Raw genomic sequence first — 23,832 nt, 5'->3', positions numbered from 1 at the left:
GACGAATAGAAATGGTTGTTTTAAGCAATTGACTTGCTTGGTTGAAAATTTGTTGCAAAACAAAGAAGATTTGACATCGAATGCGAGCAGCGTGGGCCTTTTGTGAAGAAAAACCAGCAATACGGGGGCATCAACCTTCCGCTACCGCTTGCTTTTGGGCGCGTTCGGCGGCGCTGCGTTCAATTTGTGTCGTCACGTTCTTTGGGAATGTCAGGATAAAACTGCTTCCCTTCCCCAGTTCGCTCTTCACGTCCACCAGTCCTTTGTGGGCAGTCATGATGGCCTTCACATAGCTAAGCCCCAAGCCAAACCCCTTCACGTCGTGCAGATTGCCCGTGTGTACCCGGTAGAACTTGTCAAAGATATGCTTTCTGGCCTCTTTGCTGATGCCGATGCCCTTATCCGCCACCGTCACTTCCACGCCCATTGGCACGTCGCGCGTGCTGATGGTGATGTCGGGGGCATCGGTGCTATATTTGTTGGCGTTGTCCAGAAGGTTGTGAATAATGCTGGCAATATGCGTCGCGTCACCTTCGATGACGGGTCTTTTTGCCTGCAAATCAATGCGCAATGTGCCTTCGCGTTTTTCTACTTGAAGGCTAAAATTGTCCACAGCCTGCTGTATCACCTCGTGCAGATTAAAATCGTCGAGCCGCAGCTGAAAATCTTTCTTGTCAATCATCGCCATTTGGAGCACTCGTTCCACTTGGCTGTTCATGCGGCGATTTTCCTGACGGATGATGTCCACGAAACGTTTTATTTTATCCGGATGGCTCATTATCATGGGGCTGCCGATGCTGTCCGCCGCGAGGCTGATGGTGGCGATAGGGGTCTTGAACTCGTGGGTCATGTTGTTGATGAAATCATTTTTCATCTCCGACAATTTTTTTTGTCTGAAAATGACCTGTATCGTGTACCAAAAACAAAAAAGGACAATGGCGGTAAACACAACCGACAGTACTAAGGGTGATAAAACAGAAGCTACCACCAATCGAGTGCGGTTGGGGAAATAGAGCGACAGATACCCCGGCGATTCCATGTCCTGCGTAAACAGGGCGACTTTGTAGGGCGAGTTGTAGAGCGTGGGAGCGCCGCCGTGCGTGATTTGCGGGCCGCTGTCTTCCACTACAAAGTGGTCGTTCACGATGACATAACTGTTGCGGGCTTTGGAATAAACACCATATTGATATTCCGCCTGAATGCCGCGACTGGCTATTTCGTCCTGAACGGACTGCGCCAACACGTCGAGCGGGATACGCTCTGCCAAGGGTTTGGCATCGAGTAGCTGTGTCACCTTCATGTACTCCCACATGGTTACGTTGTCCTCAAAGGTGCCGCCCTCGCCCAGCACGGGGCTGGGCAAGGTGTCCGTAGAGCCGAGGCTTTGGGCCGCGAAGCCGTTTTCGAGTAGTTGGGCGGTGCGACGGGCGTTGCCCGACTCGCCTCTCGACTGGTTCATTGTTTCGAGTACCGACACGGCTTCCAGATATTGTAGTTTGCCGGCCACTTTGTTGAGCGCGGCAAATACATTTTTGTCGAATTGCTCTTCGTTGAGCCGAATGTTCCAGTCAATCCAGTAAATCTGCAAGCCAATGATGCCGAGAAGCGCGGCAGTCATGAGGCCGATGATGAGGCGTATGCGTTTGGCGTTCATTTATCTATGCGTGAAAATGCAAATTTCGGAAACTTAACGCTGCTATGAGCGAAAAGTATGCGGTTGGGTGGCACGGGCGGTTGGTTTTTAACCTCTGATTAACGAGGGAAGAGTTTGAGTTGTTTTTGAGGGCTTGCCCGGTCGGATGGAGCGGAAGGGGTCCGAGGGGCTGCTGCCGTTGCGTGTCCTTCGCCCACGAAATTTTTGTTTTTCCAACTCTTGGGTGGGAATTGGCAAAGTTTACGATATATGCGAGTTGGGGATAAAAAATGACATGAGCCATCCCGAATTTTCGGTGATGGCTCATGGGAAGTATCATGCGAACGGAGGGGCAAATTATTCTTCCACCAATTCAAAATCTGTGCGGCGGTTTTTGCGGCGGCCATCTTCGCTGTCATTGCTGGCAACGGGTTTGTCGGGGCCGTTGCCGATGACCGTGAATCGGTTGCGCGGCATTCCATATTCTTTCACCAGATAGTCCACCACTGCTTGGGCGCGTTTTTTTGAGAGCGCGACGTTGGAAGCGGCGCTACCCACATTGTCCGTGTTGCCCTCCACCCGGATGCGGCTGTTGGCAAAGGCTTTGGCGATGGGTACCATTTCGTTGTCCACGATGTACTTGGCGTTTTCATCCAGCAAAAACTCGCCTGTGCGGAAGGATATGCTCACGCGCTTGGTGGCGACGGCACCTTTGGTTCGTGCTTCGGTCTCGGAGATGGAGGCAAACGTCTTTTGGCCTTCGGCGGCGTGTTCGTTGCCGCTCAACGAGGAACGTTCCACCGCGCCGAGAAAGGATGCTCGCGACCACACGGGGACTGCGTCGCTGCCCGAAAGCACGCCCACGTTGCGGTATTCTTTGGTCATGCGGCTATACAGTTCTTCGCCCGTCACGCCTTTGTAGGTGTTGCGGTTCAATCCGAAAAAGTTCAGGTTGTCGCCGTGGGTGCAGAGGCGCACGTTGTCAATGGCTTTGAGTGCGTCGTCCTTCGAGAAGCCGTCGAAGGCATTGGCGAGTATGGTGGCGGCCTCCTGTTTGGCGGCAGGGCTGCGGTTGATTTCGGCAGCGCCTTTCATCCAGCCTTCGTAGAGTTGCTGCACCCGTTCGGGGTTGGCTTCCACCCATTTTCGTTTGGCGATGAACACGTCGGCGATGATGTTGGAAGCGTTGCGCGTGCTTTGCAACACGCGCGCGCCGGGTACTTTTTGTACACATTCCTCGTCGAAGGGCGACCACACGACGGCGGCATCCACGTTGTTGGCCTTGAATGCGTCGGCGGCTTCCAGCGGTGAGGGCACCCCTACCACTTTCACATCGGCGGTCGTCATGCCTGCGGCGCTGAGTAGCCATATCAGGAATGAGTGCGAGGGCGACATTTCGGCGACGGCTATTTGTTTGCCGCGCAAATCACCCACCGAGCCTATGCCCCGGCGCACCACGATGGCATCGCCGCCGCGCGACCAGTCGGCCTGAAACACCACCACAGGGTCGTAGGCGGCGAGGCCGGGCATTTCGGTTGGCAGCGCGTCCACGGTGGCCCAGAGCAGGTGGACCTCGTCGTTTTTCCATGCGTTGCGGCTGGCGGTGGGGTCGTCGAGAATTTTGAAATCAACTTTGAAACCGTAGTCTTTGTAAAAACGGCTGTCGGTGTTGGCCTTGAACCCTTTGTTCCAATACTGGCCGCCGGCGTAACCACCCCAAGTGACCACGCCTACGCCGACGGTGTTGGCATCGGGTTTGGAGCCGCCGCCAAAAAGACTGCCGCCGCCTTGTTCGGTTTTGGCTTTTTCTTGCAGTTCCTTGCCGGTTTCGGTGTTGTCCATGAAATAGCGGATGCCGAAAAAGGCGATGCCAACTATGAGGAGCGTGATGAGAAATTTTGAGAAAGATGTTAGACGAGCCATGAGATGGTTGTTCGTGATATGTTGTTGGTTATTCGTTGATTGTTGTTCTTGGGTCGTTGTTCGTTTATAGTGCTTTCAATTTGCGACAAGGTTCGTTTAACCCAAAATTAGGGTGTATTTCGTTGGTCATGCCACGGCCCATCAAGAAGCCTCGTGATGGGCAACTTGTCACTTAGCGCGTTGTGCTTAATGTTCGAAGAACGAGTCGTACTGATTGCCGCCGCGCTCTACTTTTGAGGGGACTTGCACCGGGGCGTTGAGGTCGAGCACGTCGGATGGGTTGTTGGCCTTTGCGACGATTTTGTTCTTTTCGCCGCCCAACAACATCGAAACGCCTTCTTTCTCCCACTTTTCGAGCATCGCAAGCCCTTCTTCCTCAAACACGCCGTTCTGAAGGTCAATGGAGTCCATGAAGTTTTTGGACATATCCATGAAGCGTTCCATCTCGCCGACCTTTTTGCCCACATCGTCGGCCATGGCTTCGAGCGCCATGTCGTACATGTATTTCTGGTCCGAGTTGCCGCTCAGAATGGCTTGCGCCGAGCGAATGGCCGAGTGGCTTGCTTTGATGGCCTTGTATTCCTGCTCTTTCACCAGGACTTGGTCGGACAGGTCTTCGAGCATGATTTCGGAGTTTTCGTACATTTTTGTCAGCACGCGATAGAGCACTTCCATGCGCTTGTAGAGGTCTTCGAGTTTCATGTTGGACTCTTGCAAGCGGCCTGCTTTGCGGGCTTGCAACACCATGATGGCCTCTTTGCCGGTCTCCTTGGCTTTGCTGGCCAAGCCAAGATTGCTTTGGATGGTGCGCTGGTTTTGCTTTATCATCTCGTTGAGCTTGTACATCTGCCCTTTGAGGTTGCTAATCTGGCCGTTCATCTTGCGCAGGTTGTCCTTCAAGTCCTCGATGTAGCTTTTCAGGATGCCGATGGGGTCTATCTGAACGAAAATGCCCGTTATCCAGCGCATCACTGATTTATATATGTACCAGATGAGGTTGCGCATTTTGGGGTCGAGCACTACATAGATGAGCGCGCCCAAAGCCGCGAGCAGCCCGGCGAGGTAAAGTGTGTTTTGTGCCAAGGCGATGAGTGTGGGCAAGGCTTGGTAGAGCAAAAATCCGCCACCGAGCACGATGGCTGCCAAAAACAGGGTGCCTGTGATGCCTTCGGGGCGCTCCCAGAAACTTTTGGGTTTGATAGGCTGCAATTCTGACATGAGCAAGTTGTGTTGGTTCGTGGAAATGATGTTTGAAGGTGTGAGGCCTGCCCAGTCAAGCGGAGCGGGCCGGGTTTCGGGTTTGAGAAAGTTGATTTTTCCAAGATGGGCAGATTCATGTTTTACGAATCGTAATCAACCTCTATCAACCCCTGCCGCCACTTTATGGGCGGGTACTGGTTTTAATTTTTGTTGAAAATGCTATTGAGAAACAACCTCACGGAGCGGCGAAAACGGTCGTTGATGAAATACAACAACACGAACGCCAACACGAACACCCAGAAGAAGTTGATGGTGAGTTTCAAGAGGAAGTAGATGAGCCAAAGCGCCAGCAGGCCGGCGATGAAGGCAACAAGTGGGTTCTTGATTAAGTCGTTCATCGTATAGTCGTTGATTTGTTGACAAGGATGGTTGGGCGGTTTGGGAAGCAGCATCCGCGTCATTTGAGATGTTGCTGGATTTTGTTGATGTCCTCTTTGAGGTGTGCGCTCACGGAATCGAAGGTGACTTCAAAATCGGCCTTGGTTTTCTCGATTTTCAGGGTGCTATCGTTGATTTCTGTGCGGACTTGCTCGCTGCGGCGGCGATGCTCTTCGATTTCTTGGCTCAACTGTTTGATTTGTTCGGTTTTGGCCTGAATCATGGCCTCGAGGTTGCGCACTTCCTCTTCGCGGTTGCCGATAAGGCGGGCGCGTTGTTGGGCGTGGGCTTCGTTGAATTTGGCCTGTTCGTTGTTCAGCACGTTGAGGTAGAACTGGGCGGATTCAATCAATTTGGCGGGAGTGATGCCCATGGTCTGCGCCATGGCATAGGCCGAGTGAAAACGAGTCGCTTCGTCCATCGGCATTTTGGAGAGGTTTTTCAATGCCTGCCGAAACTCAAAATAATCGAATCCCGGCTGGTTGTTCTTTTCCAGCGCCGCGCTCAGCACTTCCACGAATTTTTCGCTCACCGAACCCGCCGCGTTGTGTTCCTGACGGGGGGGCGACGCGGGAGGAGCCGTTGCTGACGCGACATTCGAGGTGGTTTGTTCTGTTTGTTTGTTGGTGTTTGGTGCGTTGCCGCCGTCGTCCTCCACAACGAAAACGGACTTGAATTTTTTCAAAATATCGCTCATCTCGAACGTTAAACGTTTTGCGGTGTTGGTTAAAAACGGATTGTCGGTCAAAAATGAGGCTCTAAAAAACTGGCTTCCCAATATCGTCGGCGACAATCCGAGATTTTGCGACAAAGTAAGGTAAAATCGCCGATAAAATGTCAATAGACTTTATCGTTTCAAGCATTTTGCCCGAAGCCGTACCTTTCGCCAAAATTCTCTCCGCCAAAAGTAATCATGACCTTCGACGTCACCATCCCCGTTCTCAACGAGGAAGAAACCCTCGACCAACAGGTGCGCATCCTGCACGGTTTTCTGGAAAAAAACTTTTCCGCGCCCGGCCAGTGGCGCATCGTCATCGCCGACAATGGCAGCACCGACAACACCCGTCACATCGCTTCCGCGCTGTGCGACCAGTTCCCCGAAGTACAATTGGTCCGTGTGCCTGAAAAAGGGGTCGGCTTGGCGCTCAAGACCTCTTGGGGGCAGAGCCAAGCCGACATCGTGGGATACATGGATTTGGATTTGGCGACCGACCTGAATCATTTCATTCAGGCCTACAACGCACTTGCCACAGAGGGGTTCGACCTCGTTTACGGCACTCGCCTTCACAAAAAATCGCGCGTCGTCGGGCGCACCTTAAAGCGGGAAGTCACCTCGCGGGTGTTCAATTTTATGTTGAAAAATTACCTCGGCACCCGTTTTTCCGACGGTATGTGTGGTTTCAAATGGCTTTTGCGAAAACACGTCGCGCCGCTCATGGAAGGCGGTGCCGTCTCCAATGGTTGGTTTTTCAGCACCGAACTGTTGGCCGTTGCCGAATGGAAAGGGCTGAAAATGTGCGAATTGCCCGTGAAATGGACCGACGATACCTCTGGTAGCAAGGTGAACATACCTCGCTTGGCCAAGCAATACATCAAAGCGATGCGGGTGTTGAAAAAAAGAAAGCCTACTGAAACGTGACGGGCAAAGTCTGCTCCTCCCCATTTCGCTTCACGCGCACCGTGGTGCTGTCTCCTTTCTGAAAAGCGGCCAATGCCTTCATGTACTCCTGCACGCTGCTCACCGAATGCTCGCCCAATGCAGTGATGATATCGCCCTTCTTGATGCCGGCTTTGGCCGCAGGCTTGCCGTCCGTCACGCCATCCACATGCACGCCCTCGCCCTCCCAAGTGTAGTCGGGCATGATGCCAAGCGTCACTTTGAACCGAGGCGTGTTTTCCTGATTGGCTTTTGTCTCCTGAAAAGTCAGTTTCGGCTTCTTGTCGAGCGATTCGATGACGCGGGCAGCGTATTCGAGCACCTGTTTTTGGCCTGAAAAATTGACTTTGTCCACGTCGTCGGTCGGCTTGTGATAGTCGGCGTGTTGGCCGGTGAAAAGGAACAAAACAGGGATGTTTTTCAGATAAAAAGAAGTGTGGTCGCTGGGGCCTATGCCCGAGCTGTCGAGCTTGACGTTGAGGTCTCCTTTCATGCCATTGAGCGTCGGAACAAAATCGGGAGCGGTGCCCACGCCACCCACCACGAGGCGTTTTTCGGCGTTGAGTCTTCCTATCATATCCATGTTGACCATGAAATTCACCTTCGAGAGGTCAATGGTGGGGTTTTCGGTATATTTCTTTGAGCCGAGTAGCCCCAGTTCCTCGCCCGAAAAGCAGAGGAAAAGGAAGTTGTGCCGCTCTTTCACGCCATTTTGCGCAAAGTAGCGAGCGAGTTCGACCACCCCGGCGGTGCCACTGGCGTTGTCGTCCGCGCCGTTGTGAATTTTGCCCGATGGATTGGCATCCAGCGAGTTGTGGTCGTGGCCGAGGCCAAGGTGGTCGTAGTGAGCACCGATGACGATGGTATGTTCCGCGCCATTGTCCAGATAGGCAGCCACGTTGCGGCTGGCAATCACCGGCGCATTTTCCGCCACGCCCCCATGTGGGTCGGAGGGCTTTTTGAACGTGAAATGATGGAAGTAGGTGCCGTTGTCACCTTTGGGAGCGAGGCCGATTTTTTTGAACTGTTTGGCCAGATATGCAGCTGCTTTCCGCTCCTCCTCCGTACCCGTGCCGCGTCCTTTCAACTTGTCGGAAGCTAGGTAAGTGACGTGTTTTTTGAGTTTTTTTTCAGAAATATCTTGTGTGAAGATGGGCTGAGCCGCCAAGAGAAACGCCGCGAGGCAGAGGGCTAATGATTTCATAGTCAGGAAAAATTTTGCGCAAAGGTACAAGGCAAGGCAAGGGCAGGCACCATCTTTTGGTCAAAAAAGGAAATCACCTGATTATTTGGGGAAAAGCCCCTGCGGCCAAACGAGCATTGGCAAGTCCTTTTTTTGAAAAAATGAAAACTGAACGTTCCGCTATCAAACCCGCGCAAAAAGGAAAATTGGCACGTCCGAAAACCCGGCATTTGAAATATAATTCTGTTTTGAGGGGCAATAAAACCCTTTTTAAAGAACTATCTTTGCCCCGTTATCTAAACATCAGGAAAAATCATGGTAAAAATTCTCGCCAACGATGGCATTCACCCTGACGGCCGCCTCCTCCTCGAGGAAGCTGATTACATTGTGGACGAAGACAAAATCCCTCAGGACGAACTGGCTGAGCGCATCGCCGACTATGACGTGCTCATCGTCAGAAGTGCCACAAAAGTGACGAAGGCCGTGATTGATGGCGGCAAAAACCTCAAAATCATCGCTCGCGGGGGCGTGGGCCTCGACAACATTGACCTTGAATACGCGCAAAGCAAGGGGATTCAGGTCTATAACACGCCCATGGCTTCGTCCAGAGCGGTGGCCGAACTGGCGGCAGGACACATTTTCGCGCTTTCTCGGATGCTCCACCGCAGCAATCGCGAACTGGCCGACGGCGGGGATTTCAAAAAATTGAAAAAAGCCTACGAGACTGGTTTTCAAATCAAAGGGAAAACCCTCGGCATCATCGGTTTTGGGCGTATTGGTCAGGAGCTGGCCAAAATTGCCCTCGGCGTGGGGATGTCCGTGCGTGCGCACGACCCCTTTGTGCAGGAGGCTGAGGTGGGCATCCAACTCAATGAGTTCAGGGACTTGAAACTGTGCGTGAACATCCGCACCGAGCCTTTGGACAAAATTCTGCGCGAATCGGATTTCATCAGCATCCACATTCCCGGCTCCGGCAAAGCAAGCATCGCTGCCGAGGAATTTGCGAAAATGAAAGACGGCGTTTTCCTCATCAACACCGCTCGCGGCGGTGTCATTGACGAAGAAGCTTTACTGGAAGCCCTCGATAGTGGCAAAATCGCTGGGGTAGGCTTGGATGTGTACGAGAATGAGCCGACCCCACGCGAGGCTCTGTTGCGCCATCCGAAGGTTTCTTGCACCCCGCACATCGGAGCAAGCACCATCGAAGCGCAATCGTACATCGGCATGGAACTGGCCGATAAAATCATCGCCTTCTTCGGCGACGATAAATAATAAGCAAGCATCGCATCGGGAGAGTCTTCTTGGCGTTTGATGCTCAGGTACTTATTCAGGCGGTGGTTTCAAATCACCGCCTGAATGGCCTTCACGAGTTTTCGGCTCGTTGCTGCACGGCACACCCGTCCGTCAGCACTCAAAACCCTCCCACCATGCCTTGTCAGGCAAAGCTGCCTCTATCCTTATAGCCTCTTTGCGGACGGGGTGGAGCAATTCCATGCGCCAGCTGTGCAGCCCGATGGAAGCATCGGGGAGTGCGGAGGAAGCGCCATATTTCAAATCGCCCGCGATGGGGCAACCCCAAGCGGCCAATTGGACGCGGATTTGGTGCGGGCGTCCCGTCAATGGGAACACACGGAGATGCCAATAGCCGCCCATTTTACCAATCGTTTCGTAGCGAGTGATGCTTTCCTTCGCATCCTGAAAAGACCGAGCAAGTGCCTTCACGACGTTGCGCTGTTCGTCTTTCCACAAATAGTGGCGCAGCTCGCCAGATGCCTGAGATGGCTCCTTGAGCACCAAGGCGAGGTAAGTCTTGGTCACTTGTTTTTCCCGAAACATCGTCGTCAAGCGGCTAAGCGCCTTATCGGTGCGGGCAAAAAGCACCGCGCCGCTCACTGGGCGGTCGAGCCGATGAGCGGGGTGGAGGAAAACGGCCCCCGGTTTTTCATACTTTTCTTTGAGATAAGCTTTGCCCCAGTCAGTCAGTGTCGCGTCGCCTGTGCGGTCGCCCTGAACCAGCCAACCGGCCGGTTTGTTTATAGCCAACAAATGGTTGTCTTCAAAAATCACGGTAGGATTCACGGAGCAAAAGTATGCCATGATGCGTCGGGATTCTTTTCTTTGATTCTAAATAGATTGCTATTTCAACCGTGCTGAAAATTGGACAGCGCAACGTGTAGCATCCGCTCAAACATGACTCTATCACTCGGTTTTTCGCCTTGCCCCAACGACACCTTCATCTTCGATGCCATGCTGCATGGCAAAGTGGATACCGAAGGACTTTCTTTTGAGGTGTTCATGGAAGACGTGGAGGCGCTCAACCAAAGGGCCTTCGCTGGCAACATAGCCATCACCAAACTCAGCTATCATGCCTTTGCCCATCTCACCCACCGCTACGCCTTGTTGGATGCGGGCAGCGCCTTGGGTCACAATTGCGGACCGCTGCTCATAGCGGCTCAGCCCATGAGCAACGATGAGCTCGATAACACCCTCATCGCCATCCCGGGCAAAATGACAACGGCCAACTTCCTTCTCAGCCTTGCTTTTCCCAAAGCCCAAAACAAACGAGAGACCTTGTTTTCAGCCATAGAAGATGCTGTGTTGGAAGGGAAAGCCCAAGCAGGACTCATCATCCACGAAAACCGATTCACCTACCAACAAAAAGGCTTGGTCAAGTTGATTGATTTGGGCGAATACTGGGAGACGATGACAGGACTGCCCATTCCGCTGGGTGGCATTGCGGTGCATCGAGACGTGCCGATGGAATGGCAACAAAAAATCAACCGGGTGCTGCGGCGCAGCGTGGAGTATGCCTTCGAGCATCGCGCCGATGTGATGCCTTTTGTTCGGCAGCACGCACAAGCGATGGACGACGCGGTGATGCAGGCGCATATTGACCTCTATGTGACCCACCGCACGGTTCATTTGGGGGAAGAGGGGCGCGCCGCCGTGCATGAGATGTTCCGAGTGGCACGCGAGCGAGCGGTCATCCCAGACTACGAAGAAAATTTTTTCATAAATTAAAAATGAATCCCATTTCTGGCACGGTTTTAGGGAATACCAAAAGCGTGTGTAAGTATTGTTTTTAGAATTGAAGAAATTCGGGGGGCGCGAAAAGTCGCGCCCCTTTTTTTATGCCTATGAATAAGGCGCTCCCTTGCCCGCCCAGCCTAAAACTGAACAAGGCTGCTCGTTTTTGCACATTGATTCGCGAGGGTTTGCCAGTTCGCCATGCTCGCTCCCCCTGGTTTTGAACAAATTGCGCTTTTAGCCATGCCCGAAACTCGGCGGCGTGAAGTATATGGCAGCCTGTCGAAAAAAAAGTAGGTCATCGGACTTGAGCGCCTGATGACCTACTTTTTTTCAATACCCCAAGTATCTCTAACGAGAAACTATTGCATTCCCAACTTTTTCTTCACCAATGGAGCGACATCGTCCGCTTCCGCGGCGAAAAGGAAGGCACCCGAACTGGTATCAAAAATCATCAGATAGCCGTTTTCGGTAGCCACTGCCTTCACCGCATCTTCCACTCGCGTCAGTATGGGTTTCAGCAATTCGTCGCGCTTGGCATTGAGGGACTGCTGCGCCTGCTGCTCGAATTTTTGAATGTCTTCTTGCTGCTTTTGCAGTTCGGCTTGGCGTTGTTGTGTCTGTACGGGGGTAAGTTCGCCCTTGTTGTATTCCTGCTCCAGTTTGGCGTAGGCTTCCTGAAAGGCCTTGGTCATTTTTTCATCAATGGCTGTGAGCGAGTCGGCGAAAACTTTGAGCCGTTCGTTGGCAGCTTTGGTTTCCGACATGGATTCCAACAAGTTGCCCAAATTCATGTGGCCGTATTTAGGTGGTGCTTGAGCGTTGAGCGAGACTGCGCCCATCAAGAGTGCCACCAACAAGCAAATAGGTGTTTTGCGAAACATCGTGTGTAAAAAAGTGTTTTTTTGAAAAAAAGAAACGAAAAACGGCGGCAAAAGTAACAATTTGCGGCAGATGCGCCACAGAGTACGATAGTTGTCGCGCTTTTTTTGAAAAACAAAATGCACAAACAAAGAAACCACTATGCCCTAAATCGCGTCTTGATGCTGTTTGTGACGAACATTTTGTGCCTTGTCGCAGCAAGTTAAAGTTCCGTTAAGCCGCAAAAACCAAGAAGGACGAAATGGCGCCTTGATACGTTTTTTTCGATGTACCTTTGTCAAGTCGCCTGCGGCACACCCGCGTTTTCCTCGATAACTTATCAACCATATACCTTCCATGCGCTTGAAACTGTTTTTTGCATCGCTCTTTTTGTTTGTCGGTATCGTTGCACACACGCAGCAAGAGACAACGCAGCCGGAAAAGCCAAAGCAGCAGCATCTTATTCAGTTCTCCGGTATGCTGCTCACCGACGACGGGGGCAGACTTCGCCCGGTGCCTTATGCGACGGTTTACCTGCCCGATAAAAATCGGGGTACATACTCTGACTATCGCGGCTTTTTCACCATCGTGGTGGAAAAAGGCGACAAGGTGCGTTTCAAATGCATTGGTCTTGAGACCGTCACCATCACCGTGCCCGACACGCTGACGCAAGACCAATACTCTGTGGTGCAATTGATGACGCAAGACACCATCAACCTGCCAGAATTGGTCATTTTCCCTTGGCCATCAAAAGAGCATTTTAAGATTGAGTTCTTGAAAATGGATGTGACGCCCGAGCTACAACGCCGTGCCGCCGAAAATCTCGCCAACGAATATCTCGCGGAGGCACGCAAAAACCCCGACATGGTGCCACACAGCGGTCGGGAAAGTGCCAATTTTTACTTGCGCCAGCAGGCGCGCGAGTATGTTTACATCGGTCAGGTGCCGCCGATGAACATTTTTAGCCCACTGGCATGGGGCCAATTTTTCAAAGCATGGAAAGATGGAAAATTCAAAAAACAGTCAACGGGCAAGGATGATTGAGCTCAAAGCCTCACTCGCCGGATAGCCAGTATAGACAGTATGGCCAATAGTCCCACCAATGCAAAACCGACGTGGAGGCCGTGTCGCTCGCCTATGAACCCGATGACGGGCGGGCCAGCCAAAAAACCCATGAAACTAAACGTCGCATAAGTTGCCAGCCCAGCCCCCGGCGCCAACCCCGGCACTCGCGCAGCGGCATTGAAAAGAATCGGCGCTCCCAACGCCACGCCTGCCCCCAACAAGAAAAAACCGGCAATCCCTACAAGTGGCAGTTGCGCGACGATGATGCACAGCAGCGCCAAAGCAGAACACAGGGCCGTGAAAAAAAGCAGGTTTCGTTCGCCAAAACGAGGAATGAGCACATCGCCCGTGAAGCGCATGGCCATCATGGTAAGCGAAAAGCAAGTGAAACCCAATGCTGCGATTTGCTCCGGTGCTCCCAGCGAATCGCGCAGATAAACGGCGCTCCAATCAAATGCCACTCCCTCACTAAGGCTCACCACCAGACCAATAAAAATCATCAGCAGCAAATCGCGGTTGGGCAGCGCGAACTTGGAGCCTCCGCCGCCTTCGTCCGTCTGTCCGCCCTCCGGCACTTTGGCCAGCACGGGGCGTAGCCATTTCAAAGTCGCCACCAACACCATCACGGCCAACACGCTTAGGTGCAAGCGCGGGGTCACGCCGAAGGCAATCAAGGCCGCCGCTGTGCCGGAGCCAGCCATGCCGCCAAAACTCCACATACCATGACAAGTGGACATGATATACACCCCGTCGGCACGCTCGATGTTGGTGGCGCAGGTGTTCATGGCCACGTTCATCAAAGCCACGGCGGCTCCCACCACTATCAGTGCAGCCAATAGCAGCCAACGGTCGGGCATCCAGACAGGCAGGGCGAATGCGATGGCCATTGCCAAGGTGCCTCCCACCGTCGAGCGAGCCAAACCGAAACGGGCGATGATGCTTGGCGACAGCGGGTTCATGGCCAACAAGCCAATGGGCAGCCCAAACAAGGCCAAGCCGAGTTGCGCGTCGTTGAGGCCCAATGAAGTCTTGACATGAGGAATGTGCGCCACCCAAGAGCCGAACATCAGGCTATCGGCGGCGAACGTGAGACCCGTAGCCAAGGCTAAGGGGTGGCGGAAAAACAAGCTTAAATTGGTAAGGACTTTGGTCAGGGAACGGACTGCGAAAGAGGCGGATGCGTTCATCAGGGCGCTAAGTAACGGCAGATTGCGATTTTAGTCATGCTCAAAATTTGGTGGTGCGAGGTATGCTTGCGACTTGCGTTATTTTTTGAAGAACAAATCGGGCGCGATTTGTCGCAGCAGCAAACCCAAGCGTCCTTTCTGCGAGGCGTGAAAAAAGGCACGCTCGATGCGTTCGTCTCGCGCTATTTGGTCGGGGTGTCGCAGGGGGAATTGTGCCGGCGCGACCTTTGAGTGTTGGCTGGCGATGGCACGTCGTTGGTTGGTGTGCGTGGCCGCTTGGTCGAAGCCGATGTTTTCCACCAGGTTGGAAGCTGAGTTGGCGCACCACCCCTCGTTCATCAAGATGGAGTAGAACCAAGCATAGTCCCAAGTGTTGAGTTCGCCGTCGCGGGTGCGGAGAAATTTGTCGAGCAAATAGCGGGCGGCGGTGGGGTTTTTCGCTGCATCGGCAATGAGGCGTTCGGCCCGTTGAGGAGCTTGTTCCAACATTCGGAACGTCCCGTCGTAGTGCCGCCATGCCCGTCGCCAAGATGCCCACCCCCAAATGAAGGAGAATTTTGAAAACACATAACTCGTAGGCACCTTGCGGCAGGCTCGTGCCGCGGGGTTGTTTCCAGAAATATGCATGACGCGCTCGTCGTCAGCGTATCGCTCCAACATTTCGGCGCAAAATCGGAAAAAAGAAAGGTCGGGCAGGCAGTCGTCTTCCAGAATGATGCCAGCCTCCTCGTTTTCAAAAAACCAATCAATGCCCGACTGGACGGCAGGGCGGCATCCGAGATTCCGCTCGCGGTAAAGCGTTTTAACGGAACATTCCCAATCCATGCTTTCGATGACTTGGCGGGTCAAACGACTGTTTTCGGCATCGGTGGCGACGTGTGCCCGTGGGCCGTCGGCGCTCACATAAAGGCGGGTGGGGCGGGCTGCCCGAATGCGCTCGAACACTCTGCTCGTGTGCTCGGGGCGATTGAAAACAAGAAACAAAATGGGTGTGGAAGTCGTCGTGCTCATGCAGGTGCAAAGGTCTCATTCTTCGCTCAACTTGCCCAATATGCTTTAAAAGACTTGTTGCGGTAGAGGCCTTTGGCAAATGGAAAGCCCTTTTTCCGACTGGCTTCGTTAAATTTTTCGGCGAATATGCCCGATTTAGATTGCAAAATTTGCCTTGCCAGTCGAAAAAATGACAATTCCCTTCACTCAAAACCCTCCACCGCAACAAGTCTAAAAAAGAAGACCGCTCCCCGGCAACTTTCGTCGGGGAAGCGGTCGCTTCGATGAACTTGCATAGTTTTCTTCGTCAGGTCAGCCGGAAGCTGGCAGCTCCGAGCAAACCCGTATCGCAATAAATGGCAACCACATAGTTGCCCGGCTTTATTTTTTCGTCGAACTTGTAAGAGAATGACAGCCGCTGCGTGTTGCCGACGGCTACGGCCTTCACTTGCTGCGCGATGATGGCCACTGGTCCTGTGGGTGCTTCCACGCTGGCTTTGATGGGATTGGCAGAGGGTACAGGGCGACCTTTGTCGTCCGTGATGGCCAGATAGAGCTTTTGAGCGCCTTGGTATTCTTGAGGCACATCAGCCAAGTCGAAGCTGACCAATATCTCCCGCGCTCTTTTGGCGCGCGTGGTCAGTTTGTCGTTGCGGCGTTCTACTTCCACTCTGAAAGAAGTGGCCTTGAATTTGGCGCTCTGTGTCTTTCTGATTTGCTCCTCCAATTGCTTGGCGAGGCTGCCCACTTGGCCGCTCAGGTCGGCGTTTTCGCCGCGGAGTTGGGAGTTTTCGCCTGCCAGCCGTTCGTTTTCGGCGCGGAGTTGGTCGTTTTCGCTGCGCAGGGCGCTGATGAGGGTCTCGTACTCGATTTTGATTCTGCGCAGGTCTTCCACCTGTTTGCGAAGCGATTCGAGGTCGCGTTTGCTCTGCGCCTTGATTTTTTTGATGGCAGCGTCTTTTTCGGCAATCAGGGTGGCGGAGCTGGCCTCCTTGCCGCGCAGGTCTTCATGCTCGGCGCGCAGGTTGTCGTAGGAAAGTGTCAGACTGTCGAGCGAGGCTTCCAGGGTTGCTTTTTCCAACTCCAATGCCTGCGTTTCTGCGATGAGCCGTTTGTTTTCACTGCCAAGGCTGTTGGATTTTTGCCAGAAGAAGGCGGTGGTGCCGAGCGCCAACAGCAGCAATATCCCGGCAACGATGTAGAAGCGTTTTGACTGAAAGAAGTTTCTCATAGTGAAGATTAATGATGATGAGTAAATACGGTTGGGAAAACACTGTCGGCAATGGGGGGAGGGATGATAGCCGAAAAGCGTGAGCGCCGACGTTGCAAAGGTTTTGCCGCAACGAGGGGAGTGACATTAAAGCGGGGTTAAAAGAAAATTAAAAGGGGAAAAAGTGTAAGGTTGGAGACTTTTTTGCGGGCTGAACGCGGGAGAGAGTGGCGTTTGTTCAGCCGTGCTTGTTCTCAGAGACTCGCATACCGGAAGAACTTTCCCTTCAAAAATTCGGCGAGCAGCGCATACGCCAGCGCGATGCCAACCATGCCTGCCAGCAAACCCGGCGGGAGCGGCTGAAAGCCGAACAACGACGCAAACGGCAGGTAAGGAATGGCCACCGTGACAGCGACTACCAATAGCCCCGTCCACAACAACCACGGGCTGGGCTTGCTGCGCCAAGCTCGACGTGTCGTGCGGATAATGAGCAAAATCAGCACTTCGGTGATGACGGATTCGACGAACCAAGCGGTCTGAAACACAGATTCCTGCACCTTGAAAACCAGCAACAACACCGCAAACGTGAGGTAGTCGAACACCGAACTTTGCACGCCAAAGAGGAACATGAAACGACGAATCAATGTCACGTTCCACTTTTTCGGCTGTTGCAGGTTTTCCTCATCCACCTTGTCGGAAGCGATGAAAAGCGCGGGAATGTCGGATAAAAAATTGAGCAGCAGAATCTGCTTGGGCAGGAGTGGCAGATAGGGAATGAGCAGCGACACCCCGGCGAGGCTGAACATATTGCCGAAGTTGGCGCTGGTAGTGATGAAAATGTATTTCAGCGTATTGAGGTAAGTGCGGCGGCCTTCCACGATGCCTTGCAGCAGTACATCGAAGTCTTTGTCGAGCAGCACGATGTCGGCGGCTTCTTTGGCCACGTCCACGCCGCTATCCACCGAGATGCCCACGTCGGCGGCTTTGAGGGCGGGCGCGTCGTTGATGCCATCGCCGAGGTACCCTACGACGCTGCCTTTGGCAGAAAGCGCGCGGATGAGCCGTTCCTTTTGATGAGGCTCCACTTCGGCAAAAAGGTCGGTCTGAGTGGCGAGTGTCGGCAGGGCATCGTCGCCGATATGCTGCAATTGTTGCCCGGTCAGCACTTTGGAGGCGGATAAGCCGATGGCTTCAGCCGTGTGCCGCACGGAATACTCGTTGTCGCCGCTGATAATCTTCAGCCGCACGCCTGCACGCTCAAGCTTGTCAAGCGTGTTTCCGACACCTGCTTTGGGAGGGTCAAAGAGCAAGATGAAGCCGAGGAAAATCATTTCCGTCTCATCGTCCCGATTGATGACCGGGTCGCCCGTGATGTCTTTGTAAGCCAGCCCCAACACTCTGAAGCCCTCGCGGCCATAGTGTTCGCACGCTTGCAGGATACTGTCTCGAACGTTTGCGAGCAGCTCCGACTGTTCGCCTTTTTCCACTAAATGGCACACCTCCAACACGTTGTTCAAGGCTCCTTTGGTAATCATCCAATGCTTCTCATTTTCCTCTACCACCACACTGAGGCGTTTGCGGATGAAATCGTAGGGTACTTCATCCACTTTGGAGAAACCTTGTTTGTTGGTGTCGGGGAGATTGCGTAGCGCAAGGTCAATGGGGTTGTTGAAGCCCGATTCAAAAAAAGCATTCAGGTAGGCGTATTGACGCACCTTTTCGGAGGGGTGGCCCTGCCAGTCGAGCGTGGCGTGTACTTTGACGGTGCCTTCCGTGAGCGTTCCTGTCTTGTCCGAGCACAAAACGTCAATGGCGCCGAGGTTCTGGATGGCAGCCAATTTTTTTACCACTACTTTTTGTTGCGCCATGCGCAAAGCGCCTGAAGAAAGCGTGGTCACCATGATGGCTGGCAGCAGCTCGGGTGCCATGCCGACGGCCAATGCCAGCGCAAAAAAGATGGACTCAACAGCCGGACGCCCCAGCAGGATGTTGAAAATCAGGATACCGATGGCAAGCAACAGGGTGAGCCGAATCAACAAAAAACCAAAATCGCTGATGCCCCGCTCGAATGCGGTAGGTTGCTCGCTGAATTGCAAGTCGTGCGTGATTTTTCCCAGTTCGGTGTCTTTGCCCACTTTCACCACAAGTGCTTCAGCCGTGCCGCTCACCACATTGCAGCCCTGAAAAAGAATGTGGCGTTTGGGCTGTTCCTCATCTGTGCCAGAGAGTGGAACCTCTTTTTCTACCGGAAACGACTCTCCGGTCAGCGCCGCCTCATTGACGTGCAAATCCTTGGCTTCCAATAGCAGACAGTCGCCCGGAATCATGTCGCCAGCCGTCAGCTGCACGCAATCGCCCTCCACTACTTCGTTCTGCGGGATGTCCACCCATCTGCCGTCGCGCCGCACACGGGACTGCGATTTCACCAGCTCGCGCAATTTTTTCACCGCTCGGTCGGCTTTGTATTCTTGCCAAAAACCCAGTATGCCCGTCAGCAACAGAATGCCGAACACGATAGCGGAATTGGTGAAATCGCCCAGCACGGCAGCCAAAGCGACTGCCACTGCCAATAAGAGCACCAATGGGTTTTTGAATTGACGGAAAAACAGCGAAACTGCTCTCCACCACCCAGGCATCACTTTTTCTTTCTGTAAACGAGCGCGCAATCGCTTGTCTGCTTCGGACTGGGTTAGCCCGGTGCGGGTGGCTCGAAGGGATTGGAGCCATTCATCGGTTGGGCGTTGCCAAGTGTCGCGTCTCATGGAGGGCAAACTTGATAGGGGCAGAAAGTGTGAATCAAAGTGCCAAATGTATGTAATAGGAGCGAACAAACACTGGAAGAAATTGGCGCAGCAATCTCCTGTGCTTTTAGCCCTAAAAAAACGGCAGCGCGACACAAACGTCGCGCTGCCGCCCAAGAAGTCTTTGGGAATCTTCGTGTCAATGGCTCACCACCACCTTTCCTGTTTGCACCAAGCCGCCAGCATCCAAGCGAACCAAGTAAATGCCGTTGGGCAAGTCAACTGTCGGGACACGTTGCAAGCCCGGATTCACCGATTGCCGCGACACCAAGCTGCCCATTGCGTTGAAAATGCTCAGCTCGCCACCGCTTTCGCTGCGCAACCCAAAGTATTGGTCGGCAGGGTTGGGGAAAAGAACGAGCGCGCTATTGGCTTTTGCAATGGTTGTGAGCGAGCTGGTTTCGGCCACTTTCAGCACGTTTTCGTTCGTGATGATGGGGCTGTTGAAGTCGAAATAAATAGCCGCGTGCTTCATCACCTCGGTGCCGACGGGCAGGTTGGGCATAAGGTCAATTTCATACTGGATGGAGCCGATGCTGTTGGCGTAGTCCGCTGTCGAGTCGGGCAGGTTGATGTTTGGGAATTTGAACACCAGCACATCATTGTCGCCTTCTATGCTCACCTTCACGTCGTGCGAAGCCGTGATGTTGCGGATGGTGGCGAGGTTCAGTCGCGCATCCATCGTGTCGCGCACGATGACGAGATTGGCCGCCGCCGTCCCCGTGTTTTGGAAAAAAATCTGGTAAGTAATCGTGCGGTCCACGTTGCGCAGAATGTCGCCGCCGTCGCGGGGGTTGCCATTACGGGCAGGGTAGGCGAACACGCTGTTGGGGTCGAACGAGCCGACCACCGTGTTGAACAGGGTCGAAACGTTGTTGTCGGGAGTTGGGTCTCCGCTCGTCGGCGTCACGGAGGCGCGGGTGATAAATTCCGTGTTGGCTGGCGTGGTCGTTGGCGTTTCAAAATCAATTTGCAACAGCTCGCACCCGCCGGGCGCGATGCTGGGGAAGGTGAAGGTGGCTTCGTTGTTCGGGCTGCCCGCCATTTCGGAGGCAAAAGAGAACGTGCCCGCGTGCTGGGCGAAATGTGCCGCTGCCATGCTGCCGAAGAAATTGCCGTATTCCAGCGCGACGGTGCCGTTGGGCGCGTTGTTGCCGTCGTTGCACACGTCAATGCGCAGCGAGTATGGGAAGCCCGGTTGCGCGGTGCGCAAGGCTTTTTGCCGCACCCGGTGGTCGGTGGGGTTGGGATTGTAAAAGTGAAAATCGAGTCCCGATACGGTGACGCCGACCAACGAATTGACTGAATGAGAGCCTCCCGGTGGGCAGGCAATGTCGGTTGGGTTGTAATTGGCAGGCGCTATGCTAAAATTGCCATTGGGCAATTGTGCCTCATACACGCCATTGGCATCGGTGAAGTTCAGCGCCCCCGATGGCTGGGTGCGGATGAGCTGGAACGGGATGCCCGCCGTGCCGTTGCAGCCGGCGATGCCCAAATCGTTGAGCAGCTGGCCCGTCGCCAAGCCAGAGCAGTCATTGAAAAATTGAAGGGTATCGTTTTCGGGCAAATTGAAATTGAAATACTTGATGCACGAGCCTTGGCCTGTCACCGTGGCGGAATATGAGCCAGCCGTCAGGTTGTGGACGTCGGGGGTGGTGGCACCCATGCTCCACTGATACGCCGTGCCGGGCATGGTGACGCCCACGATGGCGGCAGCGCCGTAGCCAGAGACGCAATCAAGTTCCTCCACTACCAAACTTGGCTCAAACCCGCCCGCATCGGGCAACACGGCTGTGACGTTGGCGGTGCAGTAGTTAGGAAAGGGTGTCCACACGGAAAGGTAGTATTGTCCGCCTGCCAGATTCTGCATGGCAGCCGTGTTGTTGGCGTTGAAATTAGGCCCCCAAGCGTAAAAGTTGTACGGCGGGATGCCTCCCGTGATGCTGATGTTCATGGCTCCGTTGGCTCCGATGGCGCAGTTGGCCGGGGTGGGGGCATAGTTGATTTCGATGGGTGGGGCGATAGGCGCGGCGATGTTCACGCTGCTCGTGAGGGTGCAACCCAGCGCAGTCGTCACGGTGACACTGTGCGCTCCCGGGCTAAGGCTGTTGTTGAGGGCGGTGGTGACACCATTGTCCCACAGGTAGTTGAGCGCGTCGTCGCCGCTGACCCAGCAATTGGCCACCCCGTTGTTGCCAGCATAGCATTTGGGTGAAAGGTCGTTCGTGAAAAGTTGCGGGAGTGTTACCTTGACCTGATTGATGGAACTACAACCAACGGCATCGGTGGCCGTCACGGAGTAGGTGCCGCTCGAAAGGTTGTTGAGGCTCTGCCCCGATTGGCCATTGCTCCACACATAATTGACTGGCGGGGTGGCGTTTACCAACTCTGCGCTGACGGAGCCCGATGAAGCGCCAGCGCAAATAGTGCTTCCGAGCATGGTCAATGCTCTGCGCAGCGTCACAGTTTTGCTGCTCGAACAGCCCAACCCGTCCGTCACGGTGACGGAGTAGTCGCCGGCAGCAAGGTTTGAAATGGTCTCGGTCGTGGCCCCCGTGTTCCAGATGTAGGTGTATGGCAAAAAACCGCTCCAAAGCATGGTTGCCGAAAGTTCGCCGCCGTTCAGATTGGCGCAGTCCGGCTCACTGACCGTGTGAACATCCGCGAAAGGGCTGTAATAAATGCTGACGTATTTGACCTCGTATTCGCCCAGCGCGACGCACCCTGCGGCATCCTGCACGGTGACGGAATAGGTGCCGACGGTCAACCCTTGTGCCGAAGCGCCAGACTGTCCGTTGCTCCACGAGTAGGTGTAGGGAGGCTGGCCACCAATCGGCTCCACAGTCAAGGCGCCGGAGTTCGGGTTGCAATGGCCCACGGGCTTGGCATCGGCGAGATACAAGTCCAGTGCCTTGCTGTTCAGGATGTGAGTGTGAGTCACAGTGGCACCCTCCGAGTCGGTCAGGGTGGCCGAATAGATACCCTTAGGCACGTTTCTAATGCTCAACTCGGTGGAGCCGTTGCTCCATAGATAGGTGAATGGCGGCACACCCTGCGTCGGCACGATGGTGACGATGCCATCGTCGGCGGCGCAAGAGGAGGGTTGTACGGCAGAGAAGAAGAATTGTTGGGCGTTGGCTCCAATGCCGAGCAACACCATCAAAGCGGTGAGTAGGATGTTGGTTGTGTTTTTCATAAAAATTGAAATTTTATGAAGCACACGCGCTTTGCTCCGAAAAGGTTGGGTAGAGGATAAAAAGTATGTTTTGCGCCGTCAGGTTTTAAGCACGGTTAAAAGCACAATCTGTTCAAAGTCAAGGATGTTAATCATGGTCGTCAGATTAATCCCGGCGAATCAGGGTATAAGATGTGTCCGGTCAAAAAATGCAGCCGCCCCAAACGAACTCGTGGAATTCGCTTCCCGGGGGGTATCGCCCAACCAATATATGGTCTTTGATGCCGAGACTGGCAGCTCGGTTCTGTAGTGTTTTCATATCGGATGTGCTGGGGGTTTCTTTCACTTCAATCGCCCTTTCTCCGTCCAAAATGAAATCAATTTCTTGTCCAGTTTTTTTCTGGAAATACTGGACGTTTCCAAGCCGAAGCAGTTGGTTGGCAATGGAATTTTCGAACAGGGCACCGCTGCTAACCTGAGCAAGTTGGTTAACTATTCCGTTGTCGGAGATATAAATTTTGGGTTGCACGGCTATGCTTCTGTCAGGACTGAGCGAATAAGGCTCAATGAGGTACAAAAAGTATGTGGCCCGAAACAATTGGACGTAATCCTTGACTTTGTGCCGGTTTAGGCCAGTGAGGACACCAATTTTCTGATAATCCAATTTGCTCCCGATACGGGCTGACAGAAGGGTCGCTAATTTGAAAAGGTCGTCAATAACCGAGTAGTCCGACAAAATCTTGATGTCTAATTCCAGATAAGAATTGAGGATGTCGTTTAGCGCCTGCACTTTCTTTTCCGCTGAATCTGCCAGCACTACTTGCGGGAATCCGCCAAACCGCAAATACTCTTCATAATGATGCTGATAAGCAGCAAAGACCAAAGGCCGGAACTGTTGGAGCCTTTGGCCTAGCAAAGGCGCTGAATCAACCTGTTTGAAACTCAAGAATTCCCAAAAATCGAGTGGAAATATCTCAAAAACCCGCTTTCGGCCAGATAAACTTTCAGTGAATCGGTTTTTGAGATAATAGGAACTTGACCCTGAAATTAGGAACTTGACCGGGAAGTTATCGTGATAGTATTTGATAAACGAAACCACTTCAGGGATAAGCTGCACCTCGTCTATGGCAATTATTCCGTTTTGAGCAAAATCATACCCCAAAAACTCAAGGTCGGCTTGCATTTCGCTGAAACTGCCTCGGGTAAAGATTCGGCGATATTCCAGCCTCTCCAAATCAAGGTACAATTTGTTTTTGTGGGCTGTTTTTTCCAAAAGATATTTTAACGCTGTGGTTTTGCCCGTCCTCCGCATCCCCGTGACGACAGTCACTTGAGGCTCAACAAGGTGCTTTTCAAGTGCTGAAAAAATAGGCCGATGATACATGACACATTACTTTGTGTAAAAAAAATTGACACAAAGTAATGCTATTAGTCGCATTTGAGCGCACAAATGCCCAAGGTTAATTTTCGCACCCGCCGATT

Annotated in this window: 19 protein-coding genes; 5 read left to right on the top strand and 14 right to left on the bottom strand. The window is 53.3% G+C overall.

Translation table 11 applies throughout. From position 1 onward, the window contains the following. Window positions 1-130: 130 nt before the first annotated feature. The 5 genes from KIS77_19145 to KIS77_19125 all read right to left on the bottom strand — a co-directional run bounded on the left by KIS77_19145 (window position 131) and on the right by KIS77_19125 (window position 5,891). Entirely contained in the window at window positions 131-1,654 is a 1,524-nt protein-coding gene (locus KIS77_19145) for a HAMP domain-containing histidine kinase (GenBank protein ID MCW5924443.1), read from the bottom strand. A 336-nt stretch (window positions 1,655-1,990) separates the two neighbouring features. Next, window positions 1,991-3,556: an OmpA family protein gene (locus tag KIS77_19140; GenBank protein MCW5924442.1), complete on the bottom strand. Its 1,566-nt coding sequence runs from the start codon at window positions 3,554-3,556 to the stop codon at window positions 1,991-1,993. Between the two features lie 186 nt (window positions 3,557-3,742). Next, complete coding sequence (locus KIS77_19135) at window positions 3,743-4,774, bottom strand: hypothetical protein (GenBank protein ID MCW5924441.1); 1,032 nt, start codon at window positions 4,772-4,774, stop codon at window positions 3,743-3,745. A 182-nt stretch (window positions 4,775-4,956) separates the two neighbouring features. Continuing rightward, a complete protein-coding gene (locus tag KIS77_19130; GenBank protein ID MCW5924440.1) occupies window positions 4,957-5,154 on the bottom strand; it encodes a hypothetical protein in 198 nt (65 codons plus the stop codon). A gap of 59 nt (window positions 5,155-5,213) precedes the next feature. Next, window positions 5,214-5,891 carry a hypothetical protein gene (locus tag KIS77_19125; protein MCW5924439.1) on the bottom strand — a complete coding sequence of 226 codons (678 nt, stop codon included), beginning with the start codon at window positions 5,889-5,891 and terminating at the stop codon, window positions 5,214-5,216. A 216-nt stretch (window positions 5,892-6,107) separates the two neighbouring features. Between KIS77_19125 and KIS77_19120 the strand changes: the two genes are divergently transcribed. Further along, window positions 6,108-6,833, top strand: coding sequence for a glycosyltransferase (locus tag KIS77_19120; protein MCW5924438.1), 726 nt, complete (start codon window positions 6,108-6,110; stop codon window positions 6,831-6,833). Here KIS77_19120 and KIS77_19115 read toward each other — a convergent pair. Then, window positions 6,820-8,055: a M20/M25/M40 family metallo-hydrolase gene (locus KIS77_19115; GenBank protein MCW5924437.1), complete on the bottom strand. Its 1,236-nt coding sequence runs from the start codon at window positions 8,053-8,055 to the stop codon at window positions 6,820-6,822. The genes KIS77_19120 and KIS77_19115 overlap by 14 nt on opposite strands. A 14-nt stretch (window positions 8,056-8,069) precedes the next feature. On the opposite strand from KIS77_19115, the gene KIS77_19110 reads away from it, so the two are divergent. Continuing rightward, the gene (locus tag KIS77_19110) at window positions 8,070-8,387 is read left to right on the top strand and encodes a hypothetical protein (GenBank protein ID MCW5924436.1); all 318 of its coding nucleotides are present in this window, start codon (window positions 8,070-8,072) and stop codon (window positions 8,385-8,387) included. Then, window positions 8,350-9,306: a D-2-hydroxyacid dehydrogenase gene (locus tag KIS77_19105; GenBank protein MCW5924435.1), complete on the top strand. Its 957-nt coding sequence runs from the start codon at window positions 8,350-8,352 to the stop codon at window positions 9,304-9,306. Before KIS77_19110 ends, KIS77_19105 begins: the two co-directional genes overlap by 38 nt. A 132-nt stretch (window positions 9,307-9,438) precedes the next feature. On the opposite strand, the gene KIS77_19100 is transcribed toward KIS77_19105, so the two are convergent. Further along, window positions 9,439-10,131, bottom strand: a complete 693-nt coding sequence (locus tag KIS77_19100) for an RluA family pseudouridine synthase (protein MCW5924434.1) — start codon at window positions 10,129-10,131, stop codon at window positions 9,439-9,441. Window positions 10,132-10,224: 93 nt separating this feature from the next. Between KIS77_19100 and KIS77_19095 the strand changes: the two genes are divergently transcribed. Continuing rightward, entirely contained in the window at window positions 10,225-11,055 is an 831-nt protein-coding gene (locus tag KIS77_19095) for a 1,4-dihydroxy-6-naphthoate synthase (GenBank protein MCW5924433.1), read from the top strand. 368 nt (window positions 11,056-11,423) lie between these two features. Here KIS77_19095 and KIS77_19090 read toward each other — a convergent pair whose 3' ends face one another. After that, on the bottom strand, window positions 11,424-11,945 hold the full coding sequence (locus KIS77_19090; protein MCW5924432.1) for an OmpH family outer membrane protein: 522 nt from the start codon (window positions 11,943-11,945) through the stop codon (window positions 11,424-11,426). 334 nt (window positions 11,946-12,279) lie between these two features. Here KIS77_19090 and KIS77_19085 point away from each other — a divergent pair, with 334 nt between their 5' ends. Then, window positions 12,280-12,966 (top strand): carboxypeptidase-like regulatory domain-containing protein, encoded by a 687-nt coding sequence (locus KIS77_19085; protein ID MCW5924431.1) that lies wholly within the window; start codon window positions 12,280-12,282, stop codon window positions 12,964-12,966. Window positions 12,967-12,968: 2 nt separating this feature from the next. Here the strand turns inward: KIS77_19085 and KIS77_19080 are convergent, their stop codons facing one another. The 6 genes from KIS77_19080 to KIS77_19055 form a co-directional block, all read right to left on the bottom strand. Next, complete coding sequence (locus KIS77_19080) at window positions 12,969-14,174, bottom strand: MFS transporter (GenBank protein MCW5924430.1); 1,206 nt, start codon at window positions 14,172-14,174, stop codon at window positions 12,969-12,971. 78 nt (window positions 14,175-14,252) lie between these two features. Further along, window positions 14,253-15,185 carry a hypothetical protein gene (locus KIS77_19075; protein ID MCW5924429.1) on the bottom strand — a complete coding sequence of 311 codons (933 nt, stop codon included), beginning with the start codon at window positions 15,183-15,185 and terminating at the stop codon, window positions 14,253-14,255. Window positions 15,186-15,471: 286 nt separating this feature from the next. Then, complete coding sequence (locus KIS77_19070; GenBank protein MCW5924428.1) at window positions 15,472-16,395, bottom strand: hypothetical protein; 924 nt, start codon at window positions 16,393-16,395, stop codon at window positions 15,472-15,474. Between the two features lie 233 nt (window positions 16,396-16,628). Continuing rightward, window positions 16,629-19,136, bottom strand: coding sequence for a magnesium-translocating P-type ATPase (gene mgtA / locus KIS77_19065; GenBank protein MCW5924427.1), 2,508 nt, complete (start codon window positions 19,134-19,136; stop codon window positions 16,629-16,631). A 178-nt stretch (window positions 19,137-19,314) separates the two neighbouring features. Beyond that, entirely contained in the window at window positions 19,315-22,371 is a 3,057-nt protein-coding gene (locus tag KIS77_19060; GenBank protein ID MCW5924426.1) for a T9SS type A sorting domain-containing protein, read from the bottom strand. Between the two features lie 181 nt (window positions 22,372-22,552). Beyond that, window positions 22,553-23,734, bottom strand: a complete 1,182-nt coding sequence (locus KIS77_19055; protein ID MCW5924425.1) for an ATP-binding protein — start codon at window positions 23,732-23,734, stop codon at window positions 22,553-22,555. Window positions 23,735-23,832 lie beyond the last annotated feature (98 nt).

The sequence above is a fragment of the Saprospiraceae bacterium genome (genome assembly GCA_026129545.1).
Classification (GTDB): Bacteria; Bacteroidota; Bacteroidia; order Chitinophagales; family Saprospiraceae; genus M3007.
Note: the sequence above shows the minus strand (reverse complement) of the source record. Positions and strands in the feature narration are given on the sequence as shown.

Bases quoted from the DNA above. Each gene is read 5' to 3' on its own strand.
- KIS77_19105 (MCW5924435.1), top strand. From the start codon at position 8,350: ATGGTAAAAATTCTCGCCAACGATGGCATTCACCCTGACGGCCGCCTC.
- KIS77_19085 (MCW5924431.1), top strand. From the start codon at position 12,280: ATGCGCTTGAAACTGTTTTTTGCATCGCTCTTTTTGTTTGTCGGTATC.
- KIS77_19080 (MCW5924430.1), bottom strand. From the start codon at position 14,174: ATGAACGCATCCGCCTCTTTCGCAGTCCGTTCCCTGACCAAAGTCCTT.
- KIS77_19075 (MCW5924429.1), bottom strand. From the start codon at position 15,185: ATGAGCACGACGACTTCCACACCCATTTTGTTTCTTGTTTTCAATCGC.
- KIS77_19115 (MCW5924437.1), bottom strand. From the start codon at position 8,055: ATGAAATCATTAGCCCTCTGCCTCGCGGCGTTTCTCTTGGCGGCTCAG.
- KIS77_19055 (MCW5924425.1), bottom strand. From the start codon at position 23,734: ATGTATCATCGGCCTATTTTTTCAGCACTTGAAAAGCACCTTGTTGAG.
- KIS77_19120 (MCW5924438.1), top strand. From the start codon at position 6,108: ATGACCTTCGACGTCACCATCCCCGTTCTCAACGAGGAAGAAACCCTC.
- KIS77_19090 (MCW5924432.1), bottom strand. From the start codon at position 11,945: ATGTTTCGCAAAACACCTATTTGCTTGTTGGTGGCACTCTTGATGGGC.
- KIS77_19095 (MCW5924433.1), top strand. From the start codon at position 10,225: ATGACTCTATCACTCGGTTTTTCGCCTTGCCCCAACGACACCTTCATC.
- KIS77_19060 (MCW5924426.1), bottom strand. From the start codon at position 22,371: ATGAAAAACACAACCAACATCCTACTCACCGCTTTGATGGTGTTGCTC.
- KIS77_19135 (MCW5924441.1), bottom strand. From the start codon at position 4,774: ATGTCAGAATTGCAGCCTATCAAACCCAAAAGTTTCTGGGAGCGCCCC.
- mgtA (MCW5924427.1), bottom strand. From the start codon at position 19,136: ATGAGACGCGACACTTGGCAACGCCCAACCGATGAATGGCTCCAATCC.
- KIS77_19145 (MCW5924443.1), bottom strand. From the start codon at position 1,654: ATGAACGCCAAACGCATACGCCTCATCATCGGCCTCATGACTGCCGCG.
- KIS77_19100 (MCW5924434.1), bottom strand. From the start codon at position 10,131: ATGGCATACTTTTGCTCCGTGAATCCTACCGTGATTTTTGAAGACAAC.
- KIS77_19130 (MCW5924440.1), bottom strand. From the start codon at position 5,154: ATGAACGACTTAATCAAGAACCCACTTGTTGCCTTCATCGCCGGCCTG.
- KIS77_19140 (MCW5924442.1), bottom strand. From the start codon at position 3,556: ATGGCTCGTCTAACATCTTTCTCAAAATTTCTCATCACGCTCCTCATA.
- KIS77_19070 (MCW5924428.1), bottom strand. From the start codon at position 16,395: ATGAGAAACTTCTTTCAGTCAAAACGCTTCTACATCGTTGCCGGGATA.
- KIS77_19125 (MCW5924439.1), bottom strand. From the start codon at position 5,891: ATGAGCGATATTTTGAAAAAATTCAAGTCCGTTTTCGTTGTGGAGGAC.